General features: G+C 65.9%; 24 protein-coding genes. 8 read left to right on the top strand and 16 right to left on the bottom strand.

Features of this window, described 5'->3' with window-relative positions:
• Positions 1–68: 68 nt before the first annotated feature.
• Complete coding sequence (gene ccrA, locus CHB77_RS05540) at positions 69–1361, bottom strand: crotonyl-CoA carboxylase/reductase (protein ID WP_089387211.1); 1293 nt, start codon at positions 1359–1361, stop codon at positions 69–71.
• 209 nt (positions 1362–1570) lie between these two features.
• On the opposite strand from ccrA, the gene CHB77_RS05535 reads away from it, so the two are divergent.
• Complete coding sequence (locus tag CHB77_RS05535) at positions 1571–3532, top strand: protein meaA (protein ID WP_089387210.1); 1962 nt, start codon at positions 1571–1573, stop codon at positions 3530–3532.
• A gap of 139 nt (positions 3533–3671) precedes the next feature.
• Here the strand turns inward: CHB77_RS05535 and rpmE are convergent, their stop codons facing one another.
• The 8 genes from rpmE to CHB77_RS05495 all read right to left on the bottom strand — a co-directional run bounded on the left by rpmE (position 3672) and on the right by CHB77_RS05495 (position 8675).
• Positions 3672–3893: a 50S ribosomal protein L31 gene (gene rpmE, locus CHB77_RS05530; protein WP_089387209.1), complete on the bottom strand. Its 222-nt coding sequence runs from the start codon at positions 3891–3893 to the stop codon at positions 3672–3674.
• An 18-nt stretch (positions 3894–3911) separates the two neighbouring features.
• Complete coding sequence (gene rplS, locus CHB77_RS05525; protein WP_089387208.1) at positions 3912–4289, bottom strand: 50S ribosomal protein L19; 378 nt, start codon at positions 4287–4289, stop codon at positions 3912–3914.
• On the bottom strand, positions 4286–5158 hold the full coding sequence (trmD, locus tag CHB77_RS05520; protein ID WP_089387207.1) for a tRNA (guanosine(37)-N1)-methyltransferase TrmD: 873 nt from the start codon (positions 5156–5158) through the stop codon (positions 4286–4288). Before trmD ends, rplS begins: the two co-directional genes overlap by 4 nt.
• Positions 5151–5651 carry a ribosome maturation factor RimM gene (gene rimM, locus CHB77_RS05515; protein ID WP_089387206.1) on the bottom strand — a complete coding sequence of 167 codons (501 nt, stop codon included), beginning with the start codon at positions 5649–5651 and terminating at the stop codon, positions 5151–5153. Before rimM ends, trmD begins: the two co-directional genes overlap by 8 nt.
• 48 nt (positions 5652–5699) lie before the next feature.
• Positions 5700–6056, bottom strand: a complete 357-nt coding sequence (gene rpsP, locus CHB77_RS05510; RefSeq protein WP_089387205.1) for a 30S ribosomal protein S16 — start codon at positions 6054–6056, stop codon at positions 5700–5702.
• 40 nt (positions 6057–6096) lie between these two features.
• The gene (locus CHB77_RS05505; protein WP_089387204.1) at positions 6097–6414 is read right to left on the bottom strand and encodes a chorismate mutase; all 318 of its coding nucleotides are present in this window, start codon (positions 6412–6414) and stop codon (positions 6097–6099) included.
• Positions 6414–7910, bottom strand: a complete 1497-nt coding sequence (gene ffh / locus CHB77_RS05500) for a signal recognition particle protein (RefSeq protein ID WP_089387203.1) — start codon at positions 7908–7910, stop codon at positions 6414–6416. The genes CHB77_RS05505 and ffh overlap by 1 nt, the downstream gene beginning before the upstream one ends.
• A 177-nt stretch (positions 7911–8087) precedes the next feature.
• Positions 8088–8675 (bottom strand): FMN-dependent NADH-azoreductase, encoded by a 588-nt coding sequence (locus CHB77_RS05495; protein WP_089387202.1) that lies wholly within the window; start codon positions 8673–8675, stop codon positions 8088–8090.
• 99 nt (positions 8676–8774) lie between these two features.
• Here CHB77_RS05495 and CHB77_RS05490 point away from each other — a divergent pair, with 99 nt between their 5' ends.
• Genes CHB77_RS05490 through CHB77_RS05480 form a run of 3 tightly spaced genes read left to right on the top strand, consistent with a single transcriptional unit; the run spans position 8775 to position 11139 of the window.
• Positions 8775–9620, top strand: coding sequence for a LysR family transcriptional regulator (locus CHB77_RS05490; RefSeq protein ID WP_089387201.1), 846 nt, complete (start codon positions 8775–8777; stop codon positions 9618–9620).
• A 50-nt stretch (positions 9621–9670) separates the two neighbouring features.
• A complete protein-coding gene (locus CHB77_RS05485; protein WP_089387200.1) occupies positions 9671–10240 on the top strand; it encodes a peroxidase-related enzyme in 570 nt (189 codons plus the stop codon).
• Between the two features lie 32 nt (positions 10241–10272).
• A complete protein-coding gene (locus CHB77_RS05480; RefSeq protein WP_089387574.1) occupies positions 10273–11139 on the top strand; it encodes a DMT family transporter in 867 nt (288 codons plus the stop codon).
• Here the strand turns inward: CHB77_RS05480 and CHB77_RS05475 are convergent.
• On the bottom strand, positions 11136–11420 hold the full coding sequence (locus tag CHB77_RS05475) for a hypothetical protein (protein WP_089387199.1): 285 nt from the start codon (positions 11418–11420) through the stop codon (positions 11136–11138). The two genes, CHB77_RS05480 and CHB77_RS05475, sit on opposite strands and share 4 nt — an antisense overlap.
• A 228-nt stretch (positions 11421–11648) precedes the next feature.
• Between CHB77_RS05475 and CHB77_RS05470 the strand changes: the two genes are divergently transcribed.
• From CHB77_RS05470 to CHB77_RS05455, 4 genes are all read left to right on the top strand, one after another.
• Positions 11649–12419 (top strand): division plane positioning ATPase MipZ, encoded by a 771-nt coding sequence (locus CHB77_RS05470; protein ID WP_089387198.1) that lies wholly within the window; start codon positions 11649–11651, stop codon positions 12417–12419.
• An 82-nt stretch (positions 12420–12501) separates the two neighbouring features.
• Positions 12502–13671 (top strand): efflux RND transporter periplasmic adaptor subunit, encoded by a 1170-nt coding sequence (locus CHB77_RS05465; RefSeq protein WP_242626540.1) that lies wholly within the window; start codon positions 12502–12504, stop codon positions 13669–13671.
• A complete protein-coding gene (locus CHB77_RS05460; protein WP_089387196.1) occupies positions 13668–16721 on the top strand; it encodes an efflux RND transporter permease subunit in 3054 nt (1017 codons plus the stop codon). Before CHB77_RS05465 ends, CHB77_RS05460 begins: the two co-directional genes overlap by 4 nt.
• A gap of 57 nt (positions 16722–16778) precedes the next feature.
• Positions 16779–17297: a type 1 glutamine amidotransferase domain-containing protein gene (locus CHB77_RS05455; RefSeq protein ID WP_089387195.1), complete on the top strand. Its 519-nt coding sequence runs from the start codon at positions 16779–16781 to the stop codon at positions 17295–17297.
• Positions 17298–17416: 119 nt separating this feature from the next.
• Here the strand turns inward: CHB77_RS05455 and CHB77_RS05450 are convergent, their stop codons facing one another.
• The 6 genes from CHB77_RS05450 to CHB77_RS05425 all read right to left on the bottom strand — a co-directional run bounded on the left by CHB77_RS05450 (position 17417) and on the right by CHB77_RS05425 (position 22698).
• Positions 17417–18751 carry a pyruvate dehydrogenase complex dihydrolipoamide acetyltransferase gene (locus CHB77_RS05450; RefSeq protein ID WP_089387194.1) on the bottom strand — a complete coding sequence of 445 codons (1335 nt, stop codon included), beginning with the start codon at positions 18749–18751 and terminating at the stop codon, positions 17417–17419.
• 12 nt (positions 18752–18763) lie between these two features.
• Positions 18764–20128 (bottom strand): pyruvate dehydrogenase complex E1 component subunit beta, encoded by a 1365-nt coding sequence (locus CHB77_RS05445; protein ID WP_089387193.1) that lies wholly within the window; start codon positions 20126–20128, stop codon positions 18764–18766.
• A gap of 15 nt (positions 20129–20143) precedes the next feature.
• Positions 20144–21193 (bottom strand): pyruvate dehydrogenase (acetyl-transferring) E1 component subunit alpha, encoded by a 1050-nt coding sequence (gene pdhA / locus CHB77_RS05440; RefSeq protein WP_089387192.1) that lies wholly within the window; start codon positions 21191–21193, stop codon positions 20144–20146.
• A 109-nt stretch (positions 21194–21302) separates the two neighbouring features.
• Complete coding sequence (locus CHB77_RS05435; RefSeq protein ID WP_089387191.1) at positions 21303–21596, bottom strand: FtsB family cell division protein; 294 nt, start codon at positions 21594–21596, stop codon at positions 21303–21305.
• A gap of 66 nt (positions 21597–21662) precedes the next feature.
• Positions 21663–22442, bottom strand: coding sequence for a 23S rRNA (adenine(2030)-N(6))-methyltransferase RlmJ (rlmJ, locus tag CHB77_RS05430; RefSeq protein WP_089387190.1), 780 nt, complete (start codon positions 22440–22442; stop codon positions 21663–21665).
• 37 nt (positions 22443–22479) lie between these two features.
• Positions 22480–22698: a hypervirulence associated TUDOR domain-containing protein gene (locus CHB77_RS05425; protein ID WP_089387189.1), complete on the bottom strand. Its 219-nt coding sequence runs from the start codon at positions 22696–22698 to the stop codon at positions 22480–22482.
• Positions 22699–22864 lie beyond the last annotated feature (166 nt).

Genomic DNA, 22864 nt, shown 5'->3' with positions numbered 1-22864 from the left:
CGCTGGGCGGCATGGGGGCTGGCGGGACCGTCGCAAGACCTGTCCTGTCAGCCCCGCCATGGCTGTCGTCAGAACGGACGACCTGCCTCCAGCGCGTCCTCGAAGGTGCGCAGGCCGGTGGTGGGGGCCTGCACCAGCACCGACATGTTGCCGGGCTTGTGCTGGTTCTTCATCATCTTGACATGCGCGGCCGGGATTTCCGCCCAGGGGAACACTTCGGACATGCAGGGATCCAGGCGGCGTTCCAGCATCAGCTTGTTGGCCGCCGAAGCCTGTTTCAGATGCGCGAAATGCGACCCCTGGATCCGTTTCTGGTGCATCCACAGATAGCGCACGTCGAAGGTGCAGTTGAATCCGGTGGTGCCCGCGCAGATGACGACCATGCCGCCCTTCTTGCAGACCAGGGTGGACACGGGAAAGGTCGCCTCGCCGGGATGTTCAAAGACGATATCGACGTTGTTGCCCTTGCCGGTGATGTCCCAGATGGCCTTGCCGAACTTGCGCGCCTCGGTGAACCATTCCTTGTATTCGGGCGTGTTCACGGTGGGCAACTGCCCCCAGCACTTGAATTCCTTGCGGTTGATGACGCCCTTGGCGCCCAGGCCCATGACGAACTCGCGCTTGTCTTCCTCGCTGATGACGCCGATGGCGTTGCCGCCCGCCGCGTTGATGAGCTGGATCGCATAGGATCCGAGGCCCCCGGACGCGCCCCAGACCAGCACGTTCATGCCGGGCTTCAGCTCGTGCGGCTCGTGCCCGAACAGCATCCGATAGGCGGTGGCCAGCGTCAGGGTGTAGCAGGCCGATTCCTCCCACGTCAGGTGGTGGGGGCGGGGCATCAGCTGCTGGGACTGGACGCGGGTGAACTGGGCAAAGCTGCCGTCCGGCGTCTCGTAGCCCCAGATGCGCTGGGTGGGCGAATACATCGGGTCGCCGCCGTTGCATTCCTCGTCGTCGCCGTCGTCCTGGTTGCAGTGGACAACGACCTCGTCGCCGACCTTCCAGCGTTTCACCTTGTCCCCCACGGCCCAGACGATCCCCGACGCATCGGACCCGGCGATGTGATAGGGCGCCTTGTGTCCGTCAAAGGGGCTGATCGGCTGGCCCAGGCCGGCCCAGATGCCGTTGTAGTTGACGCCCGCCGCCATAACCAGCACCAGCACCTCGTTGCTGTCGATGCCGGGGGTGTCCACGACCTCAAGCTGCATGGCCTTGTCGGGTTCGCCATGGCGTTCCCGGCGGATCGCCCAAGCGTGCATCCGCGACGGAACATGACCCAGGGGGGGCATTTCGCCGATGTCGTACAGGTCTTTGACCGGCGCGTCATAGGGTGCGATCGAGGTCGGCGCATCAAGGGCCATCAGCTTCTCCTGTCATCTGCTGCGGCGCAGAATCACCGCGGTCTGACCACACAGGTAAAATGCAGGCGCGCAATATTGCAACATCAATGACGATCAAACGGTAATAAAATGCCCCAATGATCGAATCTATTGCCGCAATGCGGCGAATTGACGGCGCATGTTTGTTTCTGTAAGTCTGGTCCAATCGAAAGAATGTTGCGAGGTGCCGCATGGCCGACAAGGACAAACCCTGGCTGTTCCGCACCTATGCGGGCCATTCCACGGCCGCGAAATCGAACGCCCTTTACCGTGGCAACCTGGCCAAGGGACAAACGGGCCTGTCCGTGGCCTTCGACCTGCCCACGCAGACCGGATATGACAGCGATCATGTCCTGGCGCGGGGCGAAGTCGGCAAGGTCGGGGTGCCGATCGGCCACCTGGGCGACATGCGCGCGCTGTTCGACCGGATTCCGCTGGAACAGATGAACACCTCGATGACGATCAACGCGACGGCGCCGTGGCTGTTGGCGCTGTATATCGCCGTGGCCGAGGAACAGGGGGCCGATGTCGGCCGGTTGCAGGGAACCGTCCAGAACGACCTTATCAAGGAATACCTGTCGCGCGGCACCTATATCTGCCCGCCCGCGCCGTCCCTGGCGATGATTACGGACGTCGCGGCCTATACGCGGGAACACCTGCCCAAGTGGAACCCGATGAACGTCTGTTCCTATCACTTGCAGGAAGCGGGCGCGACGCCGCAGCAGGAGCTGGCCTATGCGCTGGCGACCGCCATCGCGGTGCTGGACGACCTCAAGGGCAAGGTTCCGTCTGATACGTTCCCCGAGATGGTCGGGCGCATCAGCTTTTTCGTGAACGCGGGCATCCGCTTTGTCACCGAGATGTGCAAGATGCGCGCCTTTACCGAGTTGTGGGACGAGATCACGCGCGAGCGTTACGGCATCACGGAGGAAAAATACCGTCGTTTCCGATACGGCGTGCAGGTCAACAGCCTGGGGCTGACGGAACAGCAGCCCGAAAACAACGTGTATCGCATCCTGCTGGAGATGCTGGCCGTCACGCTGTCCAAGAACGCGCGGGCGCGGGCGGTGCAATTGCCTGCCTGGAACGAGGCGCTGGGCCTGCCGCGCCCCTGGGACCAGCAGTGGTCGCTGCGGATGCAGCAGATCGTCGCCTATGAAACCGACCTGCTGGAATACGGCGACCTGTTCGACGGCAACCCGGTCATCGCCGCCAGGGTCGCGGAGTTAAAGCAGGGCGCGCGGGACGAGTTGCGGCTGCTGGACGACATGGGCGGGGCGATCGCCGCCATCGATTACATGAAGTCGCGTCTGGTCGAATCGAACGCCGAACGGCTAGGCCGGATCGAGACGAACGAGACCGTGGTGGTCGGCGTCAACCGCTGGCAGGGGGGCGAACCCTCGCCCCTGACGGCGGGCGACGGCGGGATCATGGTGGTGGACCCGGCGGTGGAACAGGACCAGATCGCACGGTTGCGCGCTTGGCGCGTCGGGCGCGACGAGGGCACGGTGCGGCAGGCGCTGGACGCCCTGCGCGATGCGGCCGCGCGGGGCGAGAATGTGATGCCCCCTTCCATCGCTGCGGCCAAGGCGGGTGCCACGACCGGCGAATGGGCGGACGTCATGCGCCAGGTCCACGGCGAATATCGCGGTCCGACCGGCGTGTCGGCCAGCCCGTCGAACCGGACCGAGGGGTTGGAGGAGATCCGCGAGGCGGTCGATGCGGTCAGCGCGCGTCTGGGGCGGCGGCTGAAGTTCCTGGTCGGCAAGCCGGGTCTGGACGGACATTCCAACGGCGCCGAACAGATCGCCTTCCGCGCCCGCGATTGCGGCATGGACATCACCTATGAGGGGATCCGCCTGACGCCCGAACAGATCGTGGCCCGCGCGCAGGAAGACGACGCCCATGTCGTAGGCCTGTCGATCCTCTCGGGCAGCCATCTGCCGCTGATCGAGGATCTGATGGCCCGTATCCGCGCGGCGGGTCTGGACCACATTCCGGTCATCGTGGGCGGCATCATCCCCGACGACGACGCGGCGCGCCTGCGGGCCATGGGCGTGGCACGGGTCTATACGCCCAAGGATTTCCAGTTGAACACGATCATGATGGATATCGTGGCTTTGGTCGGGCCGGTGGCCGAGGCCGCCGAGTGATTGCGTCCCGCGAATGCCGGGGGACTTCGCGTCCCCCGGACCCCCTGCGGGATATTGTCATGAAGAAGACAAGATCGGCCGGAACCATGAAAAACGCCGCCCGATTGGGGCGGCGTTTCGAAATTGCAGGGCAGGCGGATCAGAAGCCCAGGCCCGCGTATTTCGACTTGAACTTCGACACACGGCCGCCGGTGTCCATCAGCTTGGCCGAACCGCCGGTCCAGGCTGGGTGCACGGTGGGGTCGATGTCCAGTGTCATGGTTTGACCTTCCGAACCCCAGGTCGAGCGGGTCTGGTATGTGGTGCCATCGGTCATCTTGATCTCGATGGCATGGTAGTCGGGATGGATGTCTTTTTTCATCGTTCGTGACCTTTGGGCTTACGCGTCGGCTTTGGGACGGTAGTTGGTTTTCTCGACGATGCGGGCCGATTTGCCGCGACGGTCGCGCAGGTAATACAGCTTGGCGCGGCGGACCCTGCCGCGACGCACGACCTCGATCGAATCGATGTTGGTCGAGTACAGGGGGAACACGCGTTCCACGCCTTCGCCAAAGCTGATCTTGCGCACGGTAAAGCTGGCGCTGATGGTGCTGCCGCCCTTGCGCGCGATGCAGACGCCTTCATACATCTGGACGCGCGACCGCGTGCCTTCGGTCACTTTATAGCCGACGCGAATGGTGTCGCCGGCCTTGAAATCCGGGATGGTCTTGCCAAGCTGGGCGATCTGCTCGGCTTCGAGTTCTGCGATCAGGTTCATCGCTGTTGATCCTTGTCATGCTCGCGGTGGTTCCGCGATTGGTCTGATGCGCCCGAGAGCTGTCGGTCCTTTGCCGGGTCCATACCGTCCTGGTATGCCCGCCACAGGTCGGGGCGGCGTTGCTTGGTCAGCCTTTCGGCCTCACTCGCCCGCCAACGCTGAATGGCCGCGTGATTGCCCGACAGCAGAACCTCGGGTATCGCGCGGCCGTCCCATTGGGCGGGCTTCGTGAACTGGGGGGCTTCCAGAAGCCCCCTGTTGCCGATGGAAAAGGATTCCTCGGCCAGAGAGTCGTGATTCCCCAGCACGCGCGGTATAAGGCGAACCGTCGCGTCGATCAAGACCTGGGCGGCGATCTCTCCTCCGGTCAGGACATAATCGCCGATGCTGATTTCCTCGATGGCGTGGGCGTCCAGGACACGCTGGTCCACGCCCTCGAACCGGCCGCAGATCAGGGTGACGCCGTGGCCTTGCGCCAGATCGCGGGCGCGGGCTTGGGTCAGTGGGGCGCCGCGCGGGGACATGTAGATCACCGGGCGGGGCGGGCCTTGCCGGGCCTCGCGCAGGGCGGCGTCCATCACGTCGGCGCGGATCACCATGCCCGCGCCCCCGCCTGCGGGCGTGTCGTCCACGTTGCGGTGCTTGCCCATGCCGAAGTCGCGCAGGGGGATGGTGCGCAGGTTCCACAGCCCCTGCGCCAGGGCCTTGCCGGTCAGGGACAGGCCCAGGATGCCGGGAAACGCCTCGGGGAACAGGGTGACGATGCTGGCGGTCCAGGCGCCGTGCACCTGCGGTTCCGCCATCAGTTCGCGCGGGCGCAGGCTGGCTGTGATGGACAGCCGGCCATGGGATTTGGGCTGGTCACTCATCCGGGGCCGGGGGATCGGCCACGATGCGGCGCGCGGTCAGGTCCACGGTCGGCACCACGCCGCGGGTAAAGGGCAGCAGCAGCACGTCCTTGCCGCCCACCACCTCCAGGATGTCGCCCGCGCCGTGGTCGAAGATCGCGCGGACCCGGCCCAGAGGGGCGCCGCCGGTATCGACGACCTCCAGCCCGATCAGGTCGGCGTGATAGAATTCGTCGTCGGGAAGCGAGGGCAGGGCGGCGCGCGGCGCCCAAAGGGTCGCGCCCCGCAAGGCCTCGGCATCCTCGCGCGTGGCGACGCCCGACAGCCGCGCGCCCAGGCCGCCGGTGACGGGATGGGTCAGTTTCACGGCAAAGCTGCGCTTGCCGTCCTCGGTCGTCAAAGGGCCGTAGGTGGCAATATCCGCCGGTTCGGCGCAAAAGCTTTTCAGCCGCACCTCGCCCCGGACCCCGAAGGCCCCGGCGATCGCGCCCACGCAGATGCGGTCCTGTGTCATGCGGCCCCCGTGAAAGGCAAAGGGCGGGGTCGCCCCCGCCCGTCCGGATTATTCGGCCTCGGCCGGGGCGGCGGCTTTCGCGGCCTTTTCGGTGGCGCGGGCTTTGGCCTTCTTGCCCGGCTCGGCCTTTTTCATGTTGGCGCGGGTGGCCTTTTCACGAACGCCGGCGGCTTCCAGGAAGCGGGCCACGCGGTCGGTCGGCTGGGCGCCCTGGTCCAGCCAGTGCTTGGCGCGGTCCAAGTCCAGCGTGATGCGGTCCTCGCTGTCCTTGGCCAGCAGCGGGTTGTAGGTGCCCAGCTTTTCCAGAAAGCGACCGTCGCGCGGCATTCGGGAATCGGACACGACGATGGCGTAATGCGGGCGCTTCTTGCTGCCGCCACGGGCCAGACGGATTTTCGTTGCCATTGGGTTTCTCCTTGCAGAATGGCGTGGTGGGGCAATGCCCCTAGGATTGGAAGGTTTCGTGGTGCCGGATCACTTCGGCGATCACGAAGTTCAGGAATTTGCGCGCGAATTCCGGGTCCAGGTCGGCCTCGCGCGCGAGGCGTTCCAGCCGTTCGATCTGCTGCGCTTCGCGGGCGGGATCGGACGGCGGAAGATCGTGTTCGGCCTTGAGGCGGCCGACGGATTGGGTGTGCTTGAAGCGTTCGGCCAGCGTATAGACCAGGATCGCGTCCAGCCGGTCGATGCTGGCGCGGTGGTCGCGCAACAGGGCGGCGGCGCGGGCGACGGGATCGGTCGCGTTATCGGTGGGGGCGTCCATCACTTCTTCCCGAACAGGCCCGACAGCCCGCCCGGCAGGCCGGCCTTGCCCAACTGGCCGCCAAGGCCGCGCGGATCCTGCAACATCTTCTGGGCTTCGGCCATCTTGGCGGGATCGAAGTTTTCCATGTCGGGCAGCCCGCCGCCCTTGCCGGTCATGGCGCGCATGGCCTGTTTCAGCATCCCGCCCTTGCCCATCTTGCCCAGCTTTTTCATCGTGTCGGCCATCTGCTTCTGCATCTTCAGCAGCTTGTTCAGGTCCGACACGTCCATGCCCGCGCCTGCGGCGATCCGTTTCTTGCGGCTGGCTTGCAGCATGTCGGGATTGGCGCGTTCCTTTTTCGTCATGGAATTTATCAGGGCGATCTGGCGGGTGATGGCCGTGTCGTCCATGCCTGCGGCCTCGGCCTGCTTGGCCATCTTGGCCATTCCGGGCATCATGCCCATGATGGACTGCATTCCGCCCATCTTCTGCATCTGTTCCAGCTGGCCCCGCAGGTCGTTCATGTTGAACAGCCCCTTCTGGAACCGCTTCATCATGCGTTCGGCCTGCTCGACCTCCAGCACCTGCTGGGCCTTTTCCACCAGGGCCACGATGTCGCCCATGCCGAGGATCCGGCCCGCGACGCGCCCGGCGTCAAAGGCTTCCAGCGCGTCCATCTTTTCGCCAAGCCCGACGAAACGAATCGGCTTGCCGGTAACGGCGCGCATCGACAGCGCCGCGCCGCCGCGTCCGTCGCCGTCCATCCGGGTCAGCACGACGCCGCTGATGCCGACCTTGCCGTCGAACTCGGTCGCGACGTTCACCGCGTCCTGGCCGGTCAGGCCATCGACCACCAGCAGGGTCTCGCGCGGCCCTGCTATGTCGCGGACGGCCTGAACCTCGTCCATCAGCGTCTGATCGATGTGCAGACGTCCGGCGGTGTCCAGCATCACCACGTCATAGCCGCCGAGGCTGGCCTGCTGTTTCGCGCGGCTCGCGATCTGCGTGGCGGTCTGGCCCGGCACGATGGGCAGGGTATCGACCCCGATCTGCTGGCCCAGGATCGCCAACTGCTCCATCGCCGCCGGGCGGTTGGTGTCCAGCGAGGCCATCAGCACACGCTTTTTCTCGCGGTCCTTCAGGCGCAGGGCCAGCTTTGCGGTGGTGGTGGTCTTGCCCGACCCTTGCAGCCCGACCATCAGGATCGGCGCGGGCGGGTTGTCGATGCGCAGCGCGTCGGGCGCGTCATCGCCTTGCAGGGTCTTGATGAGTTCGTCATGGACGATCTTGACGACCTGCTGGCCGGGCGTGATCGATTTGGTGACGGCGGATCCGGTGGCCTTGGACGTGACGGCCTTGACGAAGTTGCGCGCGACCGGCAACGACACGTCCGCCTCCAGCAGGGCCACGCGGACCTCGCGCATGGCGGCGGTCACGTCGTCCTCGGTCAGGGCGCCCTGCTTGGTCAGCCGGTCGAAGACGCCGCCCAAACGGTCGGAAAGGTTCTCGAACATCGCCGGGCCTCCTTGGGTCCAAAACAGTGCGGCCCCCGTGGGCGCGACGCGCTGACGGGGGTCGATCCCCACGATGGCGCAGGGACCGGAAGGCCAATCCTTCCGGGAATCCGGGGCCTGATACGCAAAAACGGCCCGCGAGTCAACGCAGGCCGCCACACTCTTTAACAATGCAGATCAGGCCGCCAGCTTGTCCAGCGCGTCCTGCGCGCGGGCAAGGCCTGCGTCGCGGTCCATGGCCAGCCGGTCGGCGGCCACGAAATCGACATCCGCAATGCCCAGGAACCCCAGCATGAAGCGCAGGTAGCCCGAGGCATGATCGAAGTCGGACCCGAAGGGCGTGCCCGCCGCGCTGTAGGCGACGATGGCGCGCTTGCCCGTCAACAGCCCTTCCGGGCCTTCGGCGGTATAGCGGAAGGACTTTCCGGCCCGAGCAATCTGGTCCAGCCAGTTCTTCAACTGCGCAGGCAGGTTGAAGTTATAGACGGGCAAGCCGATCACCAGCACGTCCGCCGCCTGAACCTCGGCCAGATAGGCGTCCGAGGTGGCGATCAGCGCCTGTTGTTCCGGCGTCGGATGTTCCGGCGCCAGGCGGACGGCGGCGAACCAGTCGCTGTCGATGGCGGGCACGCCATCGTTCAGGTCGCGATGAGTGACGGTCGCACCGGGATTGGCGTCGGTCAGCTTGGCCACGATATCGGCCGTCAGCTTGCGCGAGACCGAGGCGTCGCCGGTGATGGCGCTGTCGATATGCAGGATGTTCATTGCGGGGTCCGTTCGGGTCTGATGCGTCGTTCTGGATTTAGGTCTATGCATCAGCGAACGAAAGGGCGATAAACGCGCAATGTCTGTGCGGAGGTGCACATGAGCATCGACAGTTGGGACGATTTGCGCATTGCCCTAGCGGTCGCGCGCACCGGCACCGTCAGCGGCGCCGCCGAGGCGCTGGGTGTCCATCACGCCACTGTCATCCGCCGCATCGACAGTCTGGAATCCCGGCTGGGGACCAGGCTGTTCCAGCGTCACCCGCGCGGTTACGCGCTGACGGAATCGGGGCAGGCGATGCTGAAGGTGGCGGGCGACGCGGACGAACGCTTTGCCCAACTGGCCGCGCAGATCGCGGGCGGCAGCGACCGGATCGAGGGGGAACTGGTCGTCACCTCTCTGCCCGATCTGGCCGATGTCGTCATGCCGCGGCTGATCGATCTGATGCGCCGGCATCCCAGCCTGCGGATCAACTATGCCACCGATGTGCGCCTGTTCCGCCTGGACGCCGGAGAGGCGCATGTGGCGATCCGCGCAGGCAGCCAGCCGACCGAGCCGGATTATGTCGTCCGCCCGATGGGCCGGGTGCGTCATCCGATCTATGCCGCGCACGCCTATGTCGCGGCGCATGGGCCGGTCGCGGACATCGCGGGCCATCGGTTTGCCTTGCCGGGACCGCAGGCCCGCAACGCGCCGCTGATGGTCTGGCTGCGCGACCGGATCCGGCCGGACCAGGTCGTGCTGACCGCCAACGACGATGCCGCGCGCGAAGCGGCCATCCGCGCGGGCCTGGCCATCGGCCCCCTGTCCCCGTCGCGCGCCGAAGGGCTGGCCGAGGTGATGTCCTTGCCGGAATGGGATTCGCGGCTGTGGCTGGTCACGCATGTGGACCTGCACCGCATGCCCAAGGTGCAGGCGGCGCTTGCCGCATTGCGCGACGGCTGACCCTTTTCTTGCGCCCGCGCGCAAGCCAAGGTGACGGGCAGGAGGAACCCATGACCCATCCCATCAGCCGCTTTTCCGTGCCCGATCTGGAAGCCCTGCCCGACGACATGCGCGAGGCCATCGCCCAGGTCGCCGAAAAATCCGGCTTCGTGCCGAACGTCTTTCTGGCGCTGGCGCACCGGCCCGACGAATTCCGCGCCTTTTTCGCCTATCACCAGGCACTGATGGACAAGGACACCGGCCTGACCAAGGCCGAGCGCGAGATGATCGTGGTGGCGGTCAGCGGCATCAACAACTGCCAGTACTGCGTGGTGGCCCATGGCGCGATCCTGCGTATCCGGGCCAGGAATCCGCTGATCGCCGACCAGATCGCGGTCAACTGGCGCAAGGCCGACCTGACCGACCGGCAGCGTGCGATGCTGGATTATGCCGAAAAGGTCACGGTGGCCGCCCACCGGATCGGCGATGCCGATCATCAGGCGCTGCGCGATGCCGGGTTCGACGCGGACGAAATCTGGGACATCGGCGCGATCGCGGCGTTCTTCGGCATGTCGAACCGGATGGCCAATGCCGGGGATTTCCGCGCCAACGACGAATTCTACATGCTTGGCCGGACGTGAGCCGATCCGAGGCCCTGCGCGGCCATGCCGCGATGGGACTGTTTTCGGCGGTCGTGGCGGGATCCTTTTCGTTGGGGGTGCGCACCGCGAACCTGATCGACCCGGCGGCGATCACGGTGGCGCGGTTCGTCATCGCGGCGGGCGTGCTGGCCGGGATCGCGGCGCTGGCCCCCGGCCGCGGCAGACCGCACGCGCTGCTGGAGGCGCCGTGGCGGTATCTGGCGCTGGGAGGCGCCTTCGCGGGATACTTTGTTCTGATGTTCGAAGGGCTGAAGACCGCGCCCGCCGTGGCCGCCAGCGCCGTGTTCACGCTGACGCCGATCATGGCGGCCGGGTTCGGCTGGCTGCTGTTGCGCCAACGCATGACCGGGCATCTGGCGGCGGCGCTGGCCCTGGGCGGGGCAGGGGCGCTGTGGGTGATCTTTCGCGGCGATCCGGCCGCGCTGATCCGGCTGGAGATCGGTCGTGGCGAGGCGATCTATTTCGCCGGCTGCGCGCTGCACGCGCTGTATACCCCGCTGGTGCGGCGGCTGAACCGGGGCGAGGGGCCGGTGATCTCCTCTCTCGGGACGCTGGCCGCGGGCGGGATGCTGACGGCGGTCTGGGGATGGGGGGCGCTGGCGGGGACCGCCTGGGGCGCGTTGCCCGCGATCGTCTGGATCACCATCTTCTATGTGGCGGTCTTTGCCAGCGCCTTGTCCACGATGCTGGTCCAGTATGCCGCGCTGCGCCTGCCTGCGGCCAAGGTGATGGCCTATACCTATCTGACGCCGGTGTGGGTCATTCTGCTGGAGGCCGCGTTCGGCGCCGAAAGGCCGGGCGCCCCCCTTTTGCCCGGCCTTCTGGCCATTCTCGGCGCCTTGGCCTTGCTGCTGCGGACCGACAGGGTTGCGCCCTAGCTGGGGTGGCGACCGCTGAGTCGCGACCAAAGACTGCGGGGCGCGGGCTTGGGCGTCACGCTGCGGCCAGTCAGCACGCGACCGCCTGCGTCGATGCAGACACGCCCGTCGCGCAGATAATGCAGCACCGGGCCTTGCGCCTGCTGGCGCGCGCCAATGACGATGGTGGCAAAGCCCAGGTTCCGGCGCACGGCCGGCAGGTCGTCCATCCACAAGGCCAGCGGATCGGCCACGGCGGTGGGCGTGGATACGGCAAGTCCGGTGATGAAGTTCGGGGTCATGGCGGCTTCCTCCCAAAAGCGGCTTGAGGCCCATTAGGCCAAACTTCCACCCGCCGCGCAAGAAAAATCGACTTTCTTGATCGTGATTGATTATCTTTGCAGATCATGCAGATGGCACCCTGCGCGGCGTTCTTGCATCATCGGGCTGGCGTTCGGACGGGCGGCGCTTTCCTTTGGCCCGGTGCCCGGCTAGGGTCCGCGCCAACGAAGACCGGCAAGGGGCGGCGTGTGGCGCATATCATCGTTGTGGGCAACGAAAAGGGTGGCAGCGGCAAATCCACCACCTCGATGCATGTGGCGACGGCCTTGGTCCGCATGGGCCACCGCGTCGGCGGGCTGGATCTGGACGTGCGCCAGCGCAGCTTTGGCCGGTATCTGGAAAACCGGGCCCATTTCGCGCAGCGCGAAGGGCTGGATTTGCCCATGCCCGTGATGGGCGTCATGGGCGACGGGGGCGATCCACTGACGCCCGCCCTGACCGCATTGGAAACGTGCTGCGATTTCATCCTGCTGGACTGCCCCGGATCGCATACCAAGCTGAGCCAGATGGCGCACACGCTGGCCGATACGCTGATAACGCCGATGAACGACAGCTTTGTCGATTTCGACCTGCTGGCCCGGCTGTCGCCCGAAGGAAAGATCCTGGGGCCGTCGATCTATGCGGAAATGGTCTGGGCCGCGCGGCAGATGCGCGCGCAGGCGGGGGCGGGACCGATCGACTGGCTGGTGCTGCGCAACCGATTGGGCACACAGGCCATGCACAACAAGCGCAAGGTCGGCGGCGCGCTGCAATCGCTGTCGAAACGCATCGGTTTCCGCGTTGCGCCGGGCTTTTCCGAACGCGTCATCTTTCGCGAACTGTTTCCGCGTGGGCTGACGCTGCTCGATCTCAAGGACATCGGCACCGAACAGTTGTCGATGTCCAACATCGCCGCGCGGCAGGAACTGCGCGACCTGATCGCGGAACTGAACCTGCCGGGGGTCGCGGTCAACTTCTGACCTTGCGCCAACAGGACGCGTTGTTGCCGGGCGGTCGGGTGATTATGTTGCCGGTCAGGTCATCGGGATGTCGGGATGCACCATGCGACTTCTTGCCGTTCTTCTTGCTGCGCTGATCCTGCCGTTGACCGTTTCGGCCAATGAACCCGCCGCCGCATCCGAAGCGTCGGCCCGGCCGGCGCCGTCCGTGACCGTCGCAGCCGCCGTCCGATCCGCGGTTCAGGCCCGTGTTCCGATGTCGGGCACCATCGTCGCGCGCCGGGAAGTGCAGGTCTTTCCCCAGGTTTCCGGCCACGAGATCACCGCGATCCTGGCCGAGGCGGGCGACAGCGTAGCCAAGGGGCAGGTGCTGGCGCGCCTGTCCACCGAAACGCTGTCCGCCCAACTGGAGCAGGCCCAGGCCGAATATCTGCGGGCCGAGGCGGGCGTGGGCCAGGCCCAAAGCACCATCGACAGCGCCACCGCGTCCCTGACCCAGGCCCGAACGGTCTTGCAGCGCGTCCAGCGGCTGCGCGAGGGTGGGACCGCCTCTCAGTCCACGCTGGACGACGCCGTCGCATCCGAGGCGAATGCCCGCGCCCAGGCGGCATCGGCTGCGGACGGGCTGGCGGTGGCCCGTGCCGCACTGGCCCAGGCCCAGGCCGCGCGGCGGATTGCGGAACTGAACCTGGATCGTGCCGCCATTGTTGCCCCGGTCGCGGGCCTTGTGGTTGCCCGCCGCGCTGAACTGGGTGCCATGGCTGGTGGCGGAGCCGACCCGCTGTTCACCCTGCTGGCCGATGGCGCGGTCGAAATGTCGGCCGAGGTGATTGAAACCGCCCTGGCGGGCCTGTCCGTCGGCGATCCGGCCGAAATCACCGTGGCCGGTATCGGAACGGTTGCGGGGACGGTGCGGCTGGTCCCGGCCTCGGTCGATCCGGTCACGCGGCTGGGCGTCACGCGCATTTCCGTCGATTCCTCGGCCGGGATCAGGGTCGGCCAGTTCGCCAGCGGCTGGATCATCACCGACCGGAGACAGGCCGTGACCGTTCCCGCCAGCGCGGTTCTGGCCGACAGCCAGGGCGAACGCGTTCAGGTCGTCAGGAACAACGTCGTTGAAACCCGCCCCATCCGTGCAGGCCTGCTGTGGGATGGACGGCGCGAAATCATTGAGGGGCTGGCCGCGGGCGAACAGGTCATTGCCCGGTCCGGGGCGTTTTTCCGGACGGGCGACCGGGTGCGCGCGGTCGCGGCCGAGAGGACCGGGCCATGAACTTTTCCACCCTGTCGATCCGTCATCCGGTCCCGCCGATCGCGGTGTTTCTGGTTCTGCTGATCGTCGGGCTTTACAGTTTCAACCGCCTGCCGGTCACGGCGATGCCCAATATCGACCTGCCCATCGTGCAGGTGATGATCGACCAGCCCGGCGCGGCGCCGTCCGAACTGACCTCTCAGGTCATCCAGCCGGTCGAGGACAGCATCGCATCCGTCACGGGCGTGCGGCACATCACCTCGACCGCGACGGACAGCACGGCGATGATCGTCGTGGAATTCGAATTGGAAACCGACAGCGACCGGGCGGTGAACGACGTCAAGGACGCGGTGTCGAACGTCCGCCAGCAAATGCCCGAAAGCATCAGCGAACCGCTGGTGCAGCGTCTGGACGTGACGGGAATGCCGATTCTGACCTATGCCGTCAGCGATCCCACCCAGTCCATCGAAGCCTTGTCGAAATTCGTGGACGATGTGATCGGGCGCGAGCTGTCCACCGTTCCGGGCGTCGGCAAGACCTCTCGGATCGGGGGGGCGGCCCGCGAGATCAAGGTCGATCTGGATCCCGACCGGCTGCTGGCCCATGGACTGACGGCAGCGGATGTGTCGAACCAGCTGCGGGCACGCAACATCGATCTGGGCGGCGGGCGCGGCGATCTGGTGGGGCGTGAATATTCGATCCGCGCCCTGGGCGCGGCGGACAGCGTCGAACAGTTGGCGGGCGCGCCCATCTCGATCGCCCTGGGCAGGACAATCCGGCTGGATCAGCTGGGCCGGGTGATCGACGGCCCGGCCGAGGAACGCAGCTTTGCCTTGCTGGACGGCCAGCCGGTCGTGGCCTTCGGCATCTATCGCACCACCGGCGCGTCCGACCTTGCGGCGGGGGACGGGGCCAAGGAACGCCTGGCCCAGATCGGTGAACGGTTCCCGAACGTCCGCATCACCCTGATCGACGATGCCACCACCTATACCGAGGCCAGCTATCACAGCGCCATGGAAACGCTGTACGAAGGCGCGGCCCTGGCCGTGATCGTGGTGTTCCTGTTCCTGCGCAACTGGCGCGCCACACTGGTCGCCGCCGTGGCGCTGCCCCTGTCGATCATTCCCACGTTCTTCGTGATGCACTGGCTGGGGTTCACGCTGAACGGCATTAGCCTGCTGGGGATCACGCTTGTCACCGGCATCCTGGTCGACGACGCCATCGTGGAAATCGAGAACATCGTCCGTCATATCGGCATGGGCGTTCCCGCATACGAGGCCAGCGAGGAAGCCGCCAACGAGATAGGCCTGACTGTCATCGCCATCAGTTTTTCCATCGTCGCGGTCTTTGCGCCGGTCAGCTTCATGGGCGGCATTCCGGGGCAGTATTTCAAGCAGTTCGGGCTGACGGTCGCGGTGTCGGTCCTGTTCTCGCTGCTGGTGGCGCGGATCATCACGCCGATGATGGCCGCCTATCTGATGCGCGGCACGGTGCATGGCACGGAACAGCGCGACGGCTTCGTCATGCGGGGCCTGATGCGCATCGTCCGCTGGACCCTGCGCCATCGCGGGCTGACGCTGCTGACGGGCCTGGGGATCTTTGCGGGGTCGATCTGGTCCGCGACGCTGCTGCCCACCGAATTCATCCCCGCATCCGACATCGGCCGCAGCCAGATCGAGGTCGAACTGCCCCCCGGCGCCACCATCGCCGATACCGAGGACTCGGCCCGCAGCCTGTCCGCCCGGATCGACGAGGTGCCCGAGGTGCAGTCGGTCTTTGTCTACAGCGACGGGTCCGACGTGACCGAGGCGCGGGCGATGATTAATTACGGCAAGAAGGAAACCCGCGAGCGGTCGCAATTCGTGCTGGAGGAAGACCTGAAGCAACGCCTGTCCGGCACGCCCGACATGCGCATCAACTTTCAAAATGAAGACGGCCAGAACGACCTGACCATCAACGTCCTGGGCACGACCGAGGACGGCGCCACGCTGGCCGCCGAACGGCTTGCCGCCGCCATGTCGGCGCTGCCGTCCCTGGAAACCGTGACGACCACGGCCCGGCTGCAAAGGCCCGAAATCCAGATCACCCCGCGTGCCGATGTCGCCGCCCAGCTTGGCGTTTCGACCAGCGAGATGGCGACGACGCTGCGGGTGGCGACACTGGGCGATGTCGAATCGAACCTGGCCAAGTTCAACGCGGGCGACGAACAGATCCCCATCGTCGTCCGGCTGGACGCCGATGCCCGCGCCGACCTGGTGACGGTCCAGAATCTGCGGGTAAATTCATCGCAGGGCCAGGTGCCGCTGGGCGCCGTGGCCGATGTAAGCCTATCGGCTGGCGCGACCGAGATCGGGCGCTATGACCGCCAGTTCCAGACCACGGTCAGCGCAAACCTTGCCGACGGGCAGTTGCTTGGCCCGGTCAGCGCCCAGGTGGCGGAATTGCAGGCGCGGATCGAATTGCCGCCCGGCACCCGCATCCAGCCGTCCGGCGATGCCGAGATCATGGGCGAGGTGTTCGGTGCCTTCGGCACGGCCATGGGGGCGGGGGTTATGCTGGTCTATGTCGTGCTGGTGCTGCTGTTTCACAACTTCATCACGCCGGTGTCGATCCTGCTGTCGCTGCCGCTGGCCATCGGCGGCGCGATCCTGGCACTGTTTGTCACGGGACATTCGATCAGCATGGCCGTGGTCATCGGGTTCCTGATGCTGATGGGGATTGTCACCAAGAATTCGATCATGCTGGTGGAATTCGCGTTGTCCGCCATCGAAAAGGGGGCGACCAAGCGCGACGCCATCCTGGACGCCGTGCACAAGCGCGCCCGCCCCATCGTCATGACCACCATCGCCATGAGCGCCGGCATGATCCCGTCGGCCCTGGCGACGGGCGAAGGGGGCGAATTCCGCGCACCCATGGCCATCGCGGTGATCGGCGGGCTGCTGTTGTCTACGGTGCTGTCGCTGCTGTTCGTGCCGTCGCTGTTCTCGCTGATCCATGGCGGGCAGGACCGGCTGACCGGCTGGGTGTCCCGGCGGATCGGGCTGAACCGGCCCCGGCAACCGGCGGAATGATCGGAACTTCGCGGGCCAGGTCGCATTGGGTGGGCTGAACGCGCAAAGGAGACCATCATGGCAAAGGTTCTGATTATGGCGTCGGACGGATACGAACAGTCCGAACTGTTCGTGCCGCTGGAAAAGCTGAAGGCCGGGGGCCATCAGGTCGACATCGCCGCCCCCGACACGGGCGACATCAAGGGCTGGGACAAGGACGACTGGGGCAAGTCGGTCAAAGCGAACAAGGCGATTTCGGACATCCGCGCAGACGATTACGACGCCCTGGTCCTGCCCGGCGGCGTCATCAACCCCGATACCCTGCGCACCGACAAGACGGCGGTCGATCTGATCCGCAGCTTTGCCGAAGCGGGCAAGCCGGTGGCCGCGATCTGCCATGCCCCCTGGCTGCTGGCCGAGGCGGGCTTGGCGCAGGGCCGACGGTTGACCAGCTATGGCTCGATCCGCACCGACATGAAGAATGCGGGCGCCGATGTGGTGGACGAGAAGGTCGTCGTGGACCGGGGCATCATCACCAGCCGCAACCCGGACGATCTGGACGCCTTTGTCGGCGCCATCGAAAAGGCTTTGGCCTGATCTGCGTTCCGCGAAGGCCGGGGGCGCTTCGCCCCCCGGACCCCCCGAGGATATTTACACCAAGGCAAAGATGCGAAAGGGGCGCCACGGGGGCGCCCCTTGTGAGTAAAAAAGGGGTTTCAGGCCAGCATTCCCATCGGGTTCTCCAGATGGTTCACGATGGCCTCCAGCAGCTGCGCACCCAAGGCGCCGTCGATGACCCGGTGATCGACCGAAAGGGTCATGGACATGACGTTGCGGATCACCACCTCGCCATTTTCCACCACCGGGGTCTGGATCCCTGCGCCGACCGCCAGGATCGCGCCGTGCGGCGGGTTGATGACGGCGTCGAAGTTCTCGATCCCGAACATGCCCAAGTTGCTGATGGCGAAGCTGCCGCCCTGGTATTCGTGGGGGGCCAGCTTCCTGGTCTTGGCGCGGCCCGCCAGATCCTTCATTTCGGCCGACAGGGCCGACAGGGTCTTTTGATGCGCGTCCTTCAGGACCGGGGTAAACAGGCCGCCTTCGATGGCGACGGCCACGGCCACGTCGGACGGCTTCAGCTTCAGGATCCGGTCGCCGGCCCAGACGGCGTTGGCATCCGGCACCTCTTGCAGGGCAAGGGCGCAGGCCTTGATGACGAAGTCGTTGACCGACAGCTTGACCTTGCGGGCTTCAAGCTGCTTGTTCAGATCGCCCCGGAACGTCATCAGCGCATCCAGCTTGGCCGACCGGCGCAGGTAGAAATGCGGGATGGTCTGTTTGGCCTCGGACAGGCGGGCGGCGATGGTGCGGCGCATCCCGTCCAGCGGCATTTCGGTCGTTTCGCGGTCGGCATACATTTTCAGGATGGCGTCGGCCGAGGGCGCCTTGGGCGCCTGGGCCGCTGTGGGGGCCGGGGCGGCCGACGGCGCGGCAGTGGGAGTTGGTGCGGCCTTGGCGGCGCCGGGCCTAGCGCCCTCGACATCGGCCTTGACGATTCGGCCGCGCGGACCGGTGCCGGTGATGCCCGACAGGTCGATGCCCTTTTCGGCGGCGATGCGGCGCGCCAGGGGCGAGGCGAAGACCCGGCCGCCCTCCGCCTTGGCGGGCGCGGCTTTTTCCGGACCACCATCGCCCGCGACCGGCGCGCCGATGGGACCGCCATAGCCCTTTTCGGCGGCGGCCTTTTCCTCGGAGGCAGGCGCGGCGGTCTTGGCGGGGGCGGGGCTGGATACGGCGGACGCGTCCTCGCCGTCTTCCAGCAGCACGGCGATGGGGGTGTTGACCTTGACCCCGGCGCTGCCCTCGGCGATCAGGATTTTCCCGATCTTGCCCTCATCGACGGCCTCGAATTCCATCGTGGCCTTGTCGGTCTCGATCTCGGCGATGATGTCGCCGGATTTCACCGCGTCGCCTTCCTTGACCAGCCATTTGGCCAGCGTCCCTTCCTCCATGGTCGGGGACAGCGCGGGCATCAGGATTTCTGTCGGCATAACGCGTTCCCTTTACCTGTAGGTGACTTTCTTCACCGCCTCGACAACCTCGGCGGCGGTGATGAGGGCCAGTTTTTCCAGATTGGCGGCATAGGGCATGGGCACGTCCTTGCCCGTGCAGTTGATGACCGGCGCGTCCAGGTAATCAAAGGCGTTTTCCATGATATGGGCCGACAGGTGGTTGCCGATGGCGCCGACCGGAAAGCCTTCCTCGACCGTGACGCAGCGGTTGGTCTTTTTCACCGATTCAATGATGGTAGCATAGTCGATGGGGCGCAGGGTGCGCAGGTCGATCACCTCGGCCTCGATGCCCTCCCCGGCCAGCTTTTCGGCCGCTTCCAGGGAATGGGCCATGCCGATGCCGAAGCTGATGATGGTCACGTCCTTGCCCTGCCGCGCGATGCGGGCCTTGCCGAAGGGAATGGTGAAATCCTCAAGGTCCGGCACCTCGAAGCTGCGGCCGTAAAGAATCTCGTTTTCCAGGAAGATGACCGGGTTCGGATCGCGGATCGCCTGCTTCATCAGGCCCTTGGCGTCGGCGGCGGTATAGGGCATCACCACCTTCAGGCCGGGAACCGAGGCATACCAGGCCGCATAATCCTGGCTGTGCTGGGCGCCCACGCGGGCGGCGGCGCCGTTCGGGCCGCGAAACACGATGGGACAGCCCATCTGCCCGCCCGACATGTACAGCGTCTTGGCGGCCGAGTTGATGATGTGGTCCATCGCCTGCATGGCGAAGTTGAAGGTCATGAATTCCACGATGGGGCGCAGGCCCGCCAGGGCGGCGCCGGTGCCGATGCCTGCAAAGCCGATTTCGCTGATCGGGGTGTCCACGACGCGGCGCGGACCGAACTTGTCCAGCAATCCCTGGCTGATCTTGTAGGCGCCCTGGTATTCGCCGACTTCCTCGCCCATCAGGAAGACGGTCTCGTCGCGCTCCATTTCCTCGGACATGGCCTCGCGCAGCGCCTCGCGCACGGTCATGGTCTTCATCGCGGTGCCTTCCGGCCAGTCGGGGCTGCGGTCGGGTTCGGGCGTCCTGACCTGTTCGACGGCAGACGCGGCGGGGGCTTCGGCCTTTGCCTCGGCAGGGGCGGCCTGCGGGGCAGGGGCCTTCACGTCGTTGGCGGATTCGCCTTCCTCGACCAGCACGGCGATGGGGGTGTTGACCTTCACACCTTGCGATCCTTCGGCGATCAGGATCTTGCCCAAGATGCCCTCATCGACGGCCTCGAATTCCATCGTGGCCTTGTCGGTTTCGATCTCGGCGATGATGTCGCCGGATTTCACCGCATCGCCTTCCTTTTTCAGCCATTTGGCCAGCGTCCCTTCCTCCATCGTCGGGGACAGGGCGGGCATCAGGATTTCAACAGCCATTCGTTCGACCCTCCCTCAGGCGTGTTCTTCGGCGCTGCCCTGCGGCAGATCCTTGGCGTAAATGTCGGTCCACAGTTCTTCCAAGCCCGGCTCCGGGCTTTCCTTGGCGAATTCGGCCGAATCGTTCACGATGTCCTTGATGTCCTTGTCGATGGCCTTCAGGTCGTCTTCGGACGCGTGGCTGCCTTGCAGCAGCAGTTCGCGGACGTGTTCGATGGCGTCGCGTTCGTCGCGCATCTTCTGCACTTCCTCGCGCGTGCGGTATTTCGCCGGGTCGGACATCGAATGGCCGCGATAGCGATAGGTCATGACCTCCAGGATATACGGCCCCTTGCCCGCGCGGCAGTGGGCCACGGCCTTTTCGCCCGCCGCCTTCACGGCCAGCACGTCCATGCCGTCCACCTGTTCGCCGGGAATCCCGAACGCCTCGCCCCGGCCATAAAGCGTGGTCGAGCGTGTTGACCGCTTCATCGAGGTGCCCATGGCGTACTGGTTGTTCTCGATCACGAAGATGACCGGCAAATCCCACAGGACGGCCATGTTGTAGGTCTCATAGACCTGGCCCTGGTTGGCCGCGCCGTCGCCGAAATAGGCGAAGGTCACGTTGTCGTTGCCCAGATACTTGTCGGCAAAGGCCAAGCCCGCGCCCAGCGGCACCTGCGCCGCGACGATGCCATGACCGCCGTAGAAATGCTTTTCGCGGCTGAACATGTGCATGCTGCCGCCCTTGCCCTTGGAATATCCCCCCTCGCGGCCCGTCAGTTCGGCCATCACGCCGCGCGCGGACATGCCGCAGGCCAGCATGTGCCCATGGTCGCGATAAGACGTGATGCGCTTGTCGCCGTCCTTGGTGGCGGCCTCCAGCCCGACCACGACCGCTTCCTGGCCGATGTACAGATGGCAGAAGCCGCCGATCAGGCCCATGCCGTAAAGCTGGCCCGCCTTTTCCTCGAACCGGCGAATCAGCAGCATGTCGCGATAGTATTGCAGCAGCTCGTCCCTGGACACGTTGGACGGCGCCTGGGCGGTCTGTGTCTGGGCTGCGGGGGCAGGCTTCCTGGCCATGCGGGGGGTCCTCCTCAAAGCGCGGTCAGAATAGTTCAGCGTTAAACTATCCGTAGCCGATCACGAAAGGGGGTGCAATCCGCGACGATGGGGCCAGGGTGACGATGCGTCAGCGCAGCAGAACCTCGTCCGCGCGGATCAGCCCCAACACCTCTCGCGCGCGTTCGTCCAACAGATCGAGGTCCAGATATTCGTCGGACATCCTGCGGGTCAGGTTCTGCATCTCTTGCACTTCGGCCTTCAGTCGGTCGCGTTCGGCGGCCAGTTCGGCCGTTTCGGATTCGATCTGGATGCGCCGCAGGATGCCGGACGGTCCCTGGACGGCGGCAAAGGCGAAATACAGGCCCAATGCCACGGACAAGGCCATGAGAACAGTGGCGCTGATGGAAAGTCGCTGCGACATGAGGGGACCGCCTTGGTTGACTGCAATCATCATGGCACAAGCGCCGGGGCAGGGGAATTCCCCCGATCAGGCGCGGTGGCGAAAGACCGCTTCGATGCGTGCGGCCTCATCGCCCAGGCCAAAAGGAGCGTTCAGCATCCACATCCCCGACCCGATCATCGCATGGCCGGGGCGGGCGGGGGCAAAGGCCACTTCGGATCGCAGCGCGCCGGGATGGGACGTTTCCAGCGCCTCCAGCATGGGCGCGTGGCGGGCATCGGTCAGAATCGGATACCACAGCGCGATGACGCCCACGTTCCATTTGCGCGCGATCAGCCCGATCTGGCGGGGAATCGCGGCATAGTCGGCTTTCACTTCATAGCTGGGATCGATCAGCATCAGGCCGCGCCGGGGCGTGGGCGGGCACACGGCCTGCGCCATCTGGAACCCGTCCTGCCGATGCAGGGTGGCAAAGCCCGCGACCAGGGACAGGGCGTCGAATTCGGCGGGATGCAGTTCGGCCAGATGCGCGGAATCGCCCCGGCGCAGGAAATGCGCGGCGATCAGGGGCGATCCGGGATAGACATGGGATCCATGCGATCGGCGGACCTGTGTCATGGCGGCCAAAAGCGGATGGTCGCCGGGCAGCCAGTCCTCGGTTTCGGCGCGTCGGATGCCGGCTTGCGCTTCACCGGTCTTGGCCGCCTCGATTCCGTCCAGGTGGTAAAGCCCGCGCCCGGCATGGGTTTCCAGATAGGACAGCGGCTTGTCCTTGCGGGTCAGGTAATCCAGCGCAACGGCCAGCAGCGCGTGCTTGTGCAGGTCGGCCAGGTTTCCGGCGTGATAGGCGTGCTGATAGCTGAGCATGATCCGCCTTAGCGTGCGACGGTCGGCACCGAAAGCCCTATGTCGCCTTGCGCAATTCGGAATCGCTTTTCAGCACCCGGCCGCCGTCGTCCTGTTCGATCAGATAGGCGGGGTTGTCCGCGTCGGCGTTCCGCTTGATCCTGCTGCCCTTGATGGTGCGCTCGACCGGCTCGGTAAAGGATTCGGCGATCGTGCCGGTGGCCGTGCCCTTGCCCCAATCCCATTCGACCTTCGATCCGACGCGATGCTTGGCCATGGCGACGCCTTTCCGCTGACGCAACGATAACGTGACGCGGAAGGGACGGTTCCAGAAGCGGTCCGGGAAAAGCGGCGGCGCCCTGGGAGGAGGAGGGGGCGCCGCCGCGCAACGCTGGCCCAGGGAGGAGGGGGGGCCGCGCTTGGGGTGCGGTTCAGCCGGGGAG

It is taken from the genome of Paracoccus sediminis (genome assembly GCF_900188295.1).
GTDB classification, from domain to species: Bacteria; Pseudomonadota; Alphaproteobacteria; order Rhodobacterales; family Rhodobacteraceae; genus Paracoccus; species Paracoccus sediminis.
This window is presented reverse-complemented; position numbering and strand designations above follow the sequence as displayed.